General features: G+C 65.0%; 10 protein-coding genes. 2 read left to right on the top strand and 8 right to left on the bottom strand.

Annotated features, from left to right (window positions below; genetic code table 11):
* Nucleotides 1-83: 83 nt before the first annotated feature.
* From rplL to QX048_RS27535, 8 genes are all read right to left on the bottom strand, one after another.
* Nucleotides 84-461: a 50S ribosomal protein L7/L12 gene (gene rplL, locus QX048_RS27570; protein WP_172108050.1), complete on the bottom strand. Its 378-nt coding sequence runs from the start codon at nt 459-461 to the stop codon at nt 84-86.
* A 60-nt stretch (nt 462-521) separates the two neighbouring features.
* Nucleotides 522-1040, bottom strand: a complete 519-nt coding sequence (rplJ, locus tag QX048_RS27565) for a 50S ribosomal protein L10 (protein ID WP_008963452.1) — start codon at nt 1038-1040, stop codon at nt 522-524.
* A gap of 712 nt (nt 1041-1752) precedes the next feature.
* Nucleotides 1753-2400 carry an Isoquinoline 1-oxidoreductase subunit gene (locus tag QX048_RS27560; RefSeq protein ID WP_315749613.1) on the bottom strand — a complete coding sequence of 216 codons (648 nt, stop codon included), beginning with the start codon at nt 2398-2400 and terminating at the stop codon, nt 1753-1755.
* Nucleotides 2397-4577, bottom strand: coding sequence for a xanthine dehydrogenase family protein molybdopterin-binding subunit (locus QX048_RS27555; RefSeq protein WP_315749611.1), 2181 nt, complete (start codon nt 4575-4577; stop codon nt 2397-2399). Before QX048_RS27555 ends, QX048_RS27560 begins: the two co-directional genes overlap by 4 nt.
* A gap of 2 nt (nt 4578-4579) precedes the next feature.
* Entirely contained in the window at nt 4580-5044 is a 465-nt protein-coding gene (locus QX048_RS27550) for a (2Fe-2S)-binding protein (protein ID WP_315714572.1), read from the bottom strand.
* A gap of 164 nt (nt 5045-5208) precedes the next feature.
* The gene (locus QX048_RS27545; protein WP_315749610.1) at nt 5209-6159 is read right to left on the bottom strand and encodes a 2-hydroxyacid dehydrogenase; all 951 of its coding nucleotides are present in this window, start codon (nt 6157-6159) and stop codon (nt 5209-5211) included.
* A gap of 35 nt (nt 6160-6194) precedes the next feature.
* Entirely contained in the window at nt 6195-7907 is a 1713-nt protein-coding gene (locus tag QX048_RS27540; RefSeq protein WP_315714574.1) for a bifunctional protein-serine/threonine kinase/phosphatase, read from the bottom strand.
* Between the two features lie 38 nt (nt 7908-7945).
* Nucleotides 7946-9205, bottom strand: a complete 1260-nt coding sequence (locus tag QX048_RS27535) for an MFS transporter (protein ID WP_315714575.1) — start codon at nt 9203-9205, stop codon at nt 7946-7948.
* A gap of 601 nt (nt 9206-9806) precedes the next feature.
* Between QX048_RS27535 and nirB the strand changes: the two genes are divergently transcribed.
* The gene (gene nirB, locus QX048_RS27530) at nt 9807-12266 is read left to right on the top strand and encodes a nitrite reductase large subunit NirB (RefSeq protein WP_315827329.1); all 2460 of its coding nucleotides are present in this window, start codon (nt 9807-9809) and stop codon (nt 12264-12266) included.
* Nucleotides 12263-12589, top strand: coding sequence for a nitrite reductase small subunit NirD (nirD, locus tag QX048_RS27525; RefSeq protein ID WP_315714577.1), 327 nt, complete (start codon nt 12263-12265; stop codon nt 12587-12589). The genes nirB and nirD overlap by 4 nt, the downstream gene beginning before the upstream one ends.
* Nucleotides 12590-12597 lie beyond the last annotated feature (8 nt).

The raw sequence follows: 12597 nt of genomic DNA, 5'->3' as shown, positions 1-12597 counted from the left end.
TTACCACCCGGTCATCATAATCTGTCGAAAGCCCCGGACCCGCCCATGGCAGCCCGGGGACTTCGTTCGCGCAATCGAAGCGATTACTTGAGCTCGATCTTGGCGCCGGCCTTCTCGAGCTGAGCCTTGATCTTCTCGGCCTCGTCCTTGTTGACGCCTTCCTTGACCGGCTTCGGAGCGCCCTCGACCAGGTCCTTGGCTTCCTTCAGGCCCAGGCCGGTGATGGCGCGGACTTCCTTGATGACCTCGATCTTCTTGTCGCCGGCCGAAGCCAGGACAACGGTGAACTCGGTCTTCTCTTCCGCCGGAGCGGCAGCGGCGCCACCAGCGCCCGGAGCGGCGACGGCCACGGCGGCCGCGGCGGACACGCCCCACTTCTCTTCCAGGAGCTTCGCGAGCTCAGCAGCCTCGAGAACGGTGAGGGCCGAGAGGTCGTCGACGATCTTCTGCAGGTCAGCCATTGATGTAGTCCTTTAGTGTGGTTCGGTTCGAAACCAGGTTGTGAGTGTTTGCGAAGGGCGTCAGGCCGCTTCGCCCTTTGAGGCATGAGCCTGAATGACGCGCGCGACCTTGGCCGCGGGAGCGTTGGCGAGCTGGGCCAGCTTGGTCGCCGGAGCCTGGATCAGGCCGACGAGCTTGCCGCGCAGTTCGTCCAGCGACGGCAGCGAGGCCAGAGCCTTCACGCTGTCGACATTCAGGACGGTTGAGCCCATCGAGCCGCCGAGAATGACGAACTTTTCGTTCGCCTTGGCGAATTCGATGGCAACCTTGGGCGCCGCGACAGGATCGTTCGAAGTTGCGATCACGGTCGGCCCCTTCAACAGGGGACCGATGCCGACGACGTCCGTGCCTTCAAGAGCAATTTTGGCGAGACGGTTCTTCGAGACCTTCACCGACGCACCAGCCTGCTTCATCTGCTTGCGCAGGTTCTGCATCTGAGCCACGGTGAGGCCGGAATAGTGAGCGACGACGGCAACGCCCGTGGTCTTGAAGACCTCGTGCAGCTGCTCGACCGCCTCTTTTTTTGCCGCTCGTTCCACAGCAAGCTCTCTCCGGTTGGCGGCCTTCGCCCGAAAGCGGGACCGCCGGGTTGCACCCGCCATCCCACCAAACCTGACCTCCGGACGGAAGAACCCGAGGACACGAAAGGCAAAACGGCGATGAATAGCCTGCCCTTCCGAAAGCCCTGAGAGCCCGCGGAGTGTCGAGGTTCGAACCAAACCTGCATGCCACCACGACAAAGGCAGTGGACATGCCGAAATCCGGTCTTCACCCGTCTATGCAGGCTGGATGATTAAGCCATTGAGGAAACTGGATTTCCGCGCCGGCGCCTGCAGTCTCGGACAGGATTCGGAGTGATCGGCGAACCGACCTCCCCTGCGGCATTCGAGAGCAGAAAGATCCTTCTTCCTTCCGAGAAATCCAAACGGATATCCTCAAAAGGAATGCTGGCTCCTCTCAACTTTCGGAATGCGCGCACAGGCGCGCCAGCAACAGCCGGCCCGCCTGGAAGCCGGTTCTTTAACGGGTCCATTGCGACTTGCCAAGACCCCAAGAGCAAAAATCGCACCAGTTGGGCCATGCCGTGGAGCCGGGTGGGAGCCCCGTCGCCCGGATGAGCGGCAGCCGGCGCGCGGGACGCGCGTCGGCGATAGCGACATGCGGGGTCTCACGTGCTCTGCCGGAAAACCCGGATGTCGCTGCGCTCATCAGGGCCGAGGGGCATTGCACGCGCAGGGGCGCAATCCCGCCTCAGCCCTTCGGACAGGCCGCTCCGGCGTCGGCCCAGGCCTTGATCAGCTCGCCGAACTGCTTCTGGGTTCCCGGGGCCGGGGTCCGCCCAGCTCCCGGATTCCAGCCCCAGCCGACCAGCTCATCCTCAGCCATATGGTGAATCAGCTGCGCCATGGTCTTGCCGCCGTTGCGATTTGGATCCTTGATCTGTGCGCAGATCTGGCCGAGCGACTTGCCCTGCCAAGCCATCTCGATCGGGGCCAGCTGCCACTTGGGATTACCGGGCACGCGCGCCGCGTCGAAATTGGCCTCGTGGTGGCAGGTCGTGCAGGCGAGCCCGCCGGGGGCACCCATGCCGGCCTCGCCGCGGACCACCAGCGGCTGATGCGGAATCATCCTGTCGGTCTGGGTCGGCCGGTCGCCGGCTGGGTGGCAGTTCATGCATCGCGGTGACTGCAGCACCTTGCCGGCCTCTTCGAACAGCGCCACGGCGCGCTCGTCCTTGCTCTTGATCCTGGCGAAGTCCGCCACCGGCTTGAGCCCGCCGGCGACGTGCGTGGCCTCGGGCGCCGCATCGGCGCGCCGCAGTGCCGGCAGGGCTACGATCGCAACCGCAGCCAGGCTGCCAGCGAGCAGCGCCATCGTCGCCGTTCTGAACAGGCTCATGCGGTGTCTCCCGGCCGGATCGGCAGTTGGGTCGGGCGCGGCAGACCCAGCCTGGCCATGGCGTTGGCGACGGCAGGTCCCAGCGGCGGCACGCCAGGCTCGCCGACTCCCGAGGGTTTCTCGGTCGACGGCACGATCGCAACCTCGATCTGCGGCATCTCGTGGATGCGCAGCGAGCGGTAGGTGTCGAAATTGCCCGACACCGGTCGTCCCTCGTCGAGCGGCTGCTGCGCATAGAGGATGTGGCCGAGCGCAAAGCCGATGCCGCCCTCCATCTGGGCGCGGATGATGTCGGGATTGACTGCGACGCCGCAGTCGACCGCGCACCACACCTTGTGCACGACCGGTCCGTCGGCCCCCATCGACAGCTCGACCACCTGGGCGACGTAGGTGTTGAAGCTCTCGACCACGGCAACGCCGCGGGCGCGGCCCGCCTCGAGCTTGGCGCCCTTCCAGTCCGCGAGCTCGGCGACCGCCTTGAGCACACCGGCGTGACGCGGCTTGTCGGCCATCATCGCCAGTCGTCCCTCCACAGGATCCTGGCCGGCGGCTTCGAGCAACTGATCGACGAACGCCTCGACGGCGTAGCCAGTATGGGTGTGGCCGACCGAGCGCCACCACAGCACGGGCACGCCGACATCGACCTGATGCAGGTCGCAGCGGAAATTCGGCACCTGGTAAGGGATCTCGTTGGAGCCCTCATAGGCCGTCGAATCGAGGCCGTTCTTCATGGTCATCGCCTCAAACGGCGAGCCCTTCATGATCGACTGCCCGACGATCGTATCCGACCACGCCACGATCTTGCCGTCGCGGACCACACCGCGCATTCGGTGCAGGCTGAACGGTCGGTAGTAACCGCCGCGCATGTCATCCTCGCGGGTCCACACCAGCTTGACCGGACGTCCCGGCCCGATCGCCTTGGCGACCTGCGCCAGCTCCATGGCGACGTGGGTCGACTGCTGCGCCCGCCGGCCGAAGCTGCCGCCGGCGAGAATCGTCTTGAGATCGACCTTGGCGATGTCGAGCCCAAGCACCTGCGCGATCACGGCGTGATCAGGCGTCGGAAACTGGCTGCCATAGCGCGCCGAGGCGGTATCGCCCTTCCAGTGAATGAAGGCGTTGATTGGCTCCATCGGCGCATGGGCCAGATAGGGAAAGACGAACTCGGTCTCGATCAGCTTGCCGCCCTTGGCGATCTCGGCGTCAACGTCGCCCTCCTGCTTCACCAGGGCGCCCTGCTTCTTCGCACGGGCGCGAAACTCCTCCAGCAGTTGCGCCGTGCCGCGCGTCTCCGCCTTGCTGTCGTCCCAGGTGATCTTGAGAAGGTCACGTGCCGTCTTCGCCGGCCAGAACCCCTCGGCATAGACGGCTACACCGTTCGGCACCTCCTTGACGTCGACCACTCCCGACACGGCCTTGGCCGCCGACGCGTCGAACGACGCCACCGTGCCGCCGAACCGCGGCGAGCGCGCCACCAGAACGGTCAACGTCCCCGGATCCTTGATGTCGAGCGTGTACTCGGCCGAGCCGTTCGACTTCGCCACGCTGTCGAGCCGGGTCACCGCGCCTTCCTTGCCGATCAGCTTGAAGGCGGAGGGATCCTTGAGCTGCGGGTTCGCCGGCACCGGCTGCTGCATCGCCTTGGCGGCCAGCGCGCCGAAGCCGCTCTGCTTGCCGGACGGATGCTTGATGAGGCCCTTCTCGACCGTGATCTCCTCGGCCGGGACCTTCCATTCGTCGGCGGCCGCGGCCACCAGCATCGCGCGCGCGGCGGCGCCGACCTTGCGCATCTGCTCGTAGGAATTGGCGATTGCGCTGGAGCCGCCGGTACCCTGCACCCCGAACAGCAGGTTTTTGTAGAGCACCGGATTCGAGGGCGCATGATCGGCGCGCATCTGCGACCAATCGGCATCGAGCTCCTCGGCCACCAGCGTGGCCATGCCGGTGAACGGGCCCTGCCCGAACTCGATGTGCTTGCAGAGAACGGTGACAGTGTCGTCCTGGCCGATCACAAGGAACGTGTTCGGCGCGATGTTGACGGACTTCGCCGCGTCTTGCGCGTAAGCGACACCATTGCGGGCGACATAGGTGGCGAGCGCCAGCCCCGCTCCCGCCTTCAGCAGCGAGCGGCGGGACAATGTCGGAGCGGACGTGGCGGGCTTCATATGCACATTCATGATCAGCCCTCCAACGTCTTGGCTGCGGTATGGATGGCAGCGCGGATGCGCACATAGGTGGCGCAGCGGCAGATGTTGCCGTTCATCGCGAGATCGATGTCCTCATCGGTCGGCTTGGGATTAAGGCCGAGCAGCGCGACCGCGCTCATGATCTGGCCGGACTGGCAGTAGCCGCATTGGGGCACGTCGAGTGCCGCCCAGGCCTTCTGCACGGCCGCACCTTCCTTGCCGCTCAGCCCTTCGATGGTGGTGATCTCGCTCTTGCCCACCGCCGACACCGGCAGCGAGCAGGAGCGAACGCTCTGGCCGTCGAGATGCACGGTGCAGGCACCGCACTGCGCCACGCCGCATCCGTATTTGGTGCCGGTCAGCCCGGCATTGTCCCGGATCGCCCATAACAAGGGCGTATTCGGGTCGACGTCGATCTGATGCTCGCGCCCGTTGATCTTGAGGGTGAACGCCGCCATGCCGCTCTCCTGAATTGCAGGAGAGGAACTTAGAAGCGTTTGAAAATCACTCGCAATTCACAGAGGCGTGCAGTGCGTCAGAATATTTCTGCACCACGCGTGGAACTTATCTGCGGTCTGCGCGTTTGGCGTTGCGGTGCTGGGGGAGCGCCATCTGCGCTTGCCTATCCGACCCGAAACGGCAGTGGCTCCCCTGCAAAGAACGCCGTGAGATTGGCCACCACGCATTCCTGCATCGCCACGTGAGACTCGCGGGTGTTGCCGCCGATATGCGGCGTGACCACCACGTTCTGCAACGACGTCAGCCCATCCGGGGCGTACGGCTCGGTTTCGAATACGTCGAGCCCGGCGCCAGCGATGATGCCGTCCTTCAGCGCTACCAGCAGCGCCCCTTCGTCGATCACGGAGCCACGCGAGATGTTGACGACATGGCCATCGGGCCCGATCTTCTTCAGGAGATCGGCATCGACGACGTGCGTGGTCTCCGCGCCGGCGCGGACCGCGATCATCAGCACGGTGCACCATTCGGCCAAGGCATCAAGGCTTGAAAAATACTGATACGGCAGATCGTCGTGGCACGTGCGGCTGAAATAGCCGACCTCGGTCTCGAAAGCGGCGACGCGCGCGGCGATCTTGCGGCCGATTTCGCCCATCCCGTAGACGCCGACCTTGCAGCCGGACAGACCAGGCGGCGGCTTCAACAGCGGCGACGGCCGGGCCTCCACCCAGCCACCGGTGCGCACATAGGAATCCGCCGCCGTCAACCGCCGCACGCTCGCCAGCATCAGCATGAGCGCGACATCGGCGACCGCTGCAGCGTTCGCGCCGGGACTGTGGCCGACCACGATATTGCGCGCCGCGGCCGCCTTCAGGTCGACGCCATCATAACCCGTGCCGTAACAGACGATGGCCCCGAGCGCCGGCAGCCGGTCCATGTCGTCGTCCCCCAGAGGCGTGCCGCCGGCTGTGATCAAAGCCCGGATCTGCGCAACCTCCTCCGCCGGAAACACCTCGTGCGCCGGCGTGCCGCCGCTGTCGAGCAGCTCGAAGCGATCGGCGAAGCGCTGGGTCAGCGACTTCGGCAGGCGGGAATAGATCAGGACCTTCTCGGGCATCGGGATTACCTATTCGGGCGGTCGCACGTCGCCACTCAGTGTCGCGTCAGCAGGCTCAGCAGAATGATGATGATGATGAATTGAAGCGCGCAGAGCATCCTCCAGAACAACAGCGGGTTGCGGTCGTGAAGCGAGCGACGCTTGGCGATCGCCGGACCCGCCCATGACGCACCGTTCTCCAACTCGTGGGCGAATTCGATGGCATCACCGTAACGCTGTGCAGGATCGACGTTCAACGCCTTTCCGATCACGGCGTCGAGCCAGGCCGGCAGTTCCGGTCGGTAGCGTGAAATCGGCACCGGTTTGCCGAAGCGCGGGCGCGAGAACGGCTCGATCTCGCCGAACGGATAAGAGCGCGTGAACATGCGGTAGACGGTGACGCCGAGGGCGAACAGGTCGGACGCTTCGTCACCCGGCTTACCGGCGAACAGCTCCGGCGCCATGTAGCTCGGGGTCCCCGGAATATCCTCGGCCGGAAAGTCCTCGAACCGCGGCACGCGCGCGACCCCGAGATCGATCAGGCGCAAGCCGCCGTTCTCGAGCAGGATCACGTTGTCCGGCTTGATGTCGCGATGGATGATGCCGGCCCGGTGCAACGCCACCACCGCGCGCACGAGCTTGGTCGCGATCGCGGTGCCCTCCGCAAGCGACAATCGGGGCGGCCGGTTCAGACGCTGCTCGAGCGTCTCCCCCGCGTAGAATGGCATTGCCGAATAGAGCCGGGTCTGGCGCTCGACGGGAAGCTCGATGATCTCGCCGATCCAGATGCTGCGCACACGCGCGGCGACCCAGGCTTCGCGAATGAACGCCAGGCGGAACGAACCTTCGCTCGCGACGCGCGGATGCGGAAATTTCAGGACGACCTCCCTGTCACCCTGCCCCGCGTCGATCGCCTTGAACAGCCGGGAGTAGCGGCCATCGGACAGGAGTTCGCCAAGCCGGAATCCGTCGATCACGTCACCGGGCGAAGGCAGCTCGCCGATCGGCAGGGACGAGATCGAACCGGTGAGCTCGTCGCGGTCAGCGGGCGGAAGATCGACGACGTCGAGCACCAGCGCCGTCGAATTGTCATTGCTGCCGGCCGCGAGCGCGGCGGCGACGATCCCGCGCGCGGAATCGTCCGGGGGCGTGCGCTCGGCGAGGATCTCCTGAAGGCGCGAATCCGGCAGGATGCCGTGGATGCCGTCGCTGCAGATCAGAAACCGGTCGTGCTGACGCATGCCGAGCGTCGTGTAGTCGAAGCGGGCGAACTGCTCGAAACCGATGCCCCGGTTGAGGACGTGGGCAAGGTCAGCGCGGCCCGCGACATGGTCGGTCGTCAGACGCTCGAGGCGCCCTTCGCTCAGGCGGTAGACGCGCGTGTCCCCGACGTGGACGACGTGGCAGGTTCGCCGCGACAGCACCACCGCGGAGAAGGCGCAGCTCATTCCATGCAACTCGGGGTCGACGCGGCCCTGCGCATGGATCCAGCTATTGATGGCTTCCAGCGCACGCGCGGCTCGGCTTCGCACGCCCGCCGTCTCGGGCAGAGAATGATAGGCATCGATGAAGCCGCGGACGGCGAGCTCCGCCGCCTCGCGCCCACCCTTGTGGCCGCCGACGCCGTCGGCGACGGCGGCGACGATATCGCGATCCGTCGCCCCCTGCAGGCCAAGGCGGGCGCCGACGTAATCCTCATTGTTCGGTCGCTTGCCGGTCTCGCTAGCGAAGCCGACGCGAACCTGAAGATTGCGATGCGCGCCGGCCACGCCTGAACACCTTGCCTATGGAGCGACGGCGCGTCGGGTCAGACGCGCGCGCCGGAAACGGCGCCCCACGTGGTGCGCCAACGGACCTTGACCATGGCAAGTCCGACGAAGCCGAGCAATGCCAGCAAACCAAAGAACAGGAAGCCGGCGCCGAATCCGCCGGTCATTCCCTTGGCCGTGCCGAGCGCCTGGGCGAGGAAGAATCCGCCGATGCCGCCTGCGCAGCCGACGAGACCGGTCATCAGGCCGATCTCGTGGCGGAAGCGCAGCGGAATGAGCTGGAACACCGCGCCGTTGCCCATCCCGAGCGCGAGCACGCCGACCGAGAACAACAGCACCGAAATCCACGCAATGCGTGGCATGTTCATGAGCTCCCAGCCCGCCTGGGTCGGCGCAGCCGGCCCTTCCGGCATGAAGGCGATCACGACATAGGCGGCGACCACAATGCCAAACAGGATCGAGAGCGACCGGATGCCACCGATCCGGTCCGCAATGAGACCGCCCACCGGACGGAAGCCGGAGCCGAAAGCGACGATCAGCGCCACCAGCAATCCGGCCGCCACTCCGGAGACATGATACTGCACCGAGAAGTACAGCGGCAGGGCGTTGGCGAGGCCGACGAAGCCGCCGAAGGTGATGAAGTAGAAGAACATGAACCAGCGGCTGTCGGGATCGCGCAGCAGGCCGCCATAGGCCTTGAGCGAGACCGGCTTGCGTTCACCGGGCGCATCCTTCGCGGCGACGATGTAGTAGATCAGGACCATGACCATCGGGATGAGCAGCACCCCGAAAACGGCCTGCCAGCCCCAATGTTCGGCGATGGTCGGCGCGAGCAGCGTGTCGAGCACGACGCCCATGTTTCCGGCCCCTGCGATCCCCATCACGATGCCCTGATACTGCGGCGGATACCAGCGGCTGGCCTGAGGCAGCGCGACGGCGAACGAGGCGCCGCCGATGCCGAGCACGACGCCGAACAGCTCGACGGCCAGCTTGCTGGGGAGTCCGAAATAGGCAACGCAGGCGGTCGCCGTCATGACCACCAGCTGCGCGATCACGCCCGTGCGCTTGGCGCCGATGATGTCGGCCAGAATGCCCATGGGAACACGCAGCAGCGCGCCTGCCAGCACGGGGATCGCGACCAGCGTGAACTTTTCGTTGACCGCAAGATTCATGTCGCGGGCGACATAGACGATCAGCGGTCCGAGTGCGACCCAGGCCATGAAGCTGATGTCGAAATAGAGGAAAGCAGCCAGCAGTGTCGGCCAATGACCGGCCTTCTTGAAGTCGTCGAGCTTCATGGTCTCAAACCTCGTGACGCAGGCGCGCGCGAGCAGGCTCGGCAGGAGCTGCGTAAAGGGGACAAATTGTCGGGTGAGTTGAGCGGCGGTCTCGTCGTTGAGATACGCCCGGTCCTGCCCGCCTTTCAGCAAGTTTCGCACCAACTTTGGTGATTCACGTTTTTCTCAACCCGTACCGGCGCTTGGGACTTCGAAGCCGCAGTTCTACGGATCGCTGATGCTCAACATGAACGCAGAGCCCGCCTGCACCGCGCGCACACTGATGGCTTTTTGAGCGCCCGCCGAAGCCGACGCGATCGGTACTCGAACGGAAGGGCCTCCATCGAGGATGCACATAATCTGATCTGCCGCGGCTACTATTTGAGCGCAGGTGTCGCCAGCGGCGCGCGCAAGCGGCGGCTCAACCCTTGAATTACCGCGATTTCCGGCGACGACCCGAATGGCACGAGATTTGAATTAGTTGGCTCGCGACCGTCATTGGCGACGATCAGCTCTGCCCGCAGTTGGGCCTCCCCCAAAATTCAAACATGACCACAGCGACCGATGGGCCGATGCCCGTTCGCGTCGCCGCTGGATGTCGCTGGCATTCGAAAGGCAGACCATGCTCGACAAGACGATCAAGCAGAAACTGGTGGTGATCGGCAACGGCATGGCCGGCATTCGCACGGTGGAGGCACTGCTGGAACGGGCGCCTGATCTCTACGACATCAGCGTCTTCGGCGCCGAGCCCTACGGCAACTACAACCGCATCCTGCTGTCGCCGGTGCTCGCGGGCGAGAAGACCGTCGACGACATCATGCTGAACACGGAGCAGTGGTACGAGGACAACCAGATCACCCTGCGCAAGGGCGAGACGGTCACGATGATCGACCGCCGGAGCTGCGAGGTGGTCACCGAAACTGGCGAACGCTATCCTTATGATCGGTTGCTGATCGCGACCGGCTCGAGCCCGATCGTTCTTCCGGTCCCCGGCGCCGCCCTGCCCGGCGTCATCGGCTTCCGCGACATCAAGGACGTCGAGCACATGGTCGAAGCCTCGACGCGACATCGCCACGCGGTCGTGATCGGCGGCGGCCTGCTCGGCCTCGAAGCCGCCAATGGTCTGATGAAGCGCGGCATGAAGGTCACGGTCGTGCATCTTCTCGACACGTTGATGGAGCGCCAGCTCGACCCGGTCGCCGGCGGCATGCTGCGCAAATCGCTGGAGGAGCGCGGGCTGGAGTTCAAGATGCCGGCGCAGACGCAGGCCATCCTCGGCGAAACGCACGTCACCGGCGTCCGCTTCACCGACGGCACCGAGGTCGCGGCCGATCTCGTGGTGATGGCCGTGGGCATCCGTCCCAATATCGAACTGGCAAAGAAGGCCGGGCTGTACTGCGAGCGAGGCATCGTGGTCTCCGATACGATGCAGACCTATGACGGTCGCATCTACGCCGTCGGCGAATGCGTGCAGCACCGCCGTCAGACCTATGGTCTGGTGGCGCCGCTGTTCGACCAGGCGAAGGTCTGCGCCAATCATCTGGCGATGAAGGGATTCGCCACCTACGACGGGTCAGTGGTCTCGACCAAGCTGAAAGTCACGGGCATCGACCTGTTCTCTGCCGGCGACTTCGCGCCGGGACCCGACAAGGAGGAGATCGTCCTGCAGGATGCCAATCGCGGCGTCTACAAGCGGATCATCCTGCGCGACAAGAAGATCGTGGGCACCGTGCTGTACGGCGACACCATCGACGGGCCCTGGTATTTCCAGCACATGCGCGACGGCACCGATGTCTCCCACATGCGCGAACGTCTGGTGTTCGGCTCGGCGCATCTCGGCGACGGTGGCCACGGCGGACAGAACTCGGTTGCCGCCATGAGCGACGAGGCCGAAATCTGCGGCTGCAACGGAGTCTGCAAGGGCGCGATCGTCAAGGCGATCAGCGAAAAGAAGCTGTTCACGCTCGACGACGTGCGCGCCCATACCAAGGCGTCGTCCTCATGCGGCTCGTGCACCGGCCTGGTCGAGCAGGTGCTGGCGTTCACGCTCGGCGGCGACTACTCGGCGGCGCCCAAGGTGAAGCCGGTCTGCACCTGCACCGACCACAGCCATGACGACGTCCGGCGCGTCATCATCGAACAGCAACTGAAGTCGATCCCCGCTGTCATGCGATTCATGGACTGGAAGACGCCGAACGGCTGCCATTCCTGCCGACCCGCCTTGAACTACTATCTGCTCGCGACCTGGCCCGGCGAGTATCGCGACGACCAGCAATCCCGCTTCATCAACGAGCGCGTTCACGCCAACATCCAGAAGGACGGCACCTACTCCGTGGTGCCGCGGATGTGGGGCGGCGTGACCACGCCCGGCGAATTGCGCGCGATCGCCGACGTCGCCGACAAGTTCAACATCCCGACCGTCAAGGTGACCGGCGGACAGCGTATCGATCTGCTCGGCGTCAAGAAGGAAGATTTGCCGGCGGTATGGGCCGATCTCAACGATGCGGGTATGGTCTCCGGCCACGCCTACGCCAAGGGTCTGCGCACCGTGAAGACCTGCGTCGGGTCGGAATGGTGCCGCTTCGGCACCCAGGACTCCACCGGCCTCGGCATCAAGATCGAGAAGTTCATGTGGGGATCATGGACGCCCGCGAAGGTGAAGCTCGCCGTCTCCGGTTGCCCGCGCAACTGCGCGGAATCGACCTGCAAAGATGTCGGAGTGATCTGCGTCGATTCAGGCTACGAGATCCATTTTGCGGGCGCCGCCGGCCTGCACATCAAGGGCACGGAATTCCTGACCAAGACGGCGACCGAGGACGAGGCGCTCGAGATCATCGTCGCGCTGACCCAGCTCTATCGTGAACAGGGCTGGTACCTGGAACGGATGTACAAATGGTGCGACCGCGTCGGCTTCGACAACATCCACAAGCAGGTGGTCGAGGACGTCAAGAACCGCAAGGCGCTGTTTGAACGCTTCGCCTATTCGCAGCAATTCTCGCAGAGCGATCCATGGGCGGCGCGCGCCCGTCGCGGCGTCGATCGCAACGAGTTTACGCCGATGGCTGAATTGGAGCTCGCATGACCACCTGGTTTCAAGTCGGCCCGCTCGACGACATTCCCCCGCTCGGCTCGCGCGTCGTGCGCACGCCGCGCGGCAACATCGCGGTCTTCCGCACCGATGGTGACGAGGTGTTCGCGCTGGACGATCGCTGCCCGCACAAGGCAGGCCCGTTGTCGCAGGGCATCGTCCACAACCGCCGCGTGACATGCCCGCTGCACAATTTCGTCATCGAGCTCGCGACCGGACAGGCCGTGGCACCCGACCAGGGCTGTACGCCGTCCTATCCCGCGAAGGTCGAGGATGGCGTGGTGTGGCTGTCCCTGCAGCAGACGGCCGCGGCCTGAACGGTATC

This window comes from Bradyrhizobium sp. SZCCHNS30572 (genome assembly GCF_032484415.1).
Lineage (GTDB): Bacteria > Pseudomonadota > Alphaproteobacteria > Rhizobiales > Xanthobacteraceae > Bradyrhizobium.
This window is presented reverse-complemented; position numbering and strand designations above follow the sequence as displayed.

Bases quoted from the DNA above. Each gene is read 5' to 3' on its own strand.
- QX048_RS27535 (WP_315714575.1), bottom strand. From the start codon at position 9,205: ATGAAGCTCGACGACTTCAAGAAGGCCGGTCATTGGCCGACACTGCTG.
- QX048_RS27550 (WP_315714572.1), bottom strand. From the start codon at position 5,044: ATGGCGGCGTTCACCCTCAAGATCAACGGGCGCGAGCATCAGATCGAC.
- QX048_RS27555 (WP_315749611.1), bottom strand. From the start codon at position 4,577: ATGAATGTGCATATGAAGCCCGCCACGTCCGCTCCGACATTGTCCCGC.
- nirD (WP_315714577.1), top strand. From the start codon at position 12,263: ATGACCACCTGGTTTCAAGTCGGCCCGCTCGACGACATTCCCCCGCTC.
- nirB (WP_315827329.1), top strand. From the start codon at position 9,807: ATGCTCGACAAGACGATCAAGCAGAAACTGGTGGTGATCGGCAACGGC.
- rplL (WP_172108050.1), bottom strand. From the start codon at position 461: ATGGCTGACCTGCAGAAGATCGTCGACGACCTCTCGGCCCTCACCGTT.
- QX048_RS27545 (WP_315749610.1), bottom strand. From the start codon at position 6,159: ATGCCCGAGAAGGTCCTGATCTATTCCCGCCTGCCGAAGTCGCTGACC.
- QX048_RS27560 (WP_315749613.1), bottom strand. From the start codon at position 2,400: ATGAGCCTGTTCAGAACGGCGACGATGGCGCTGCTCGCTGGCAGCCTG.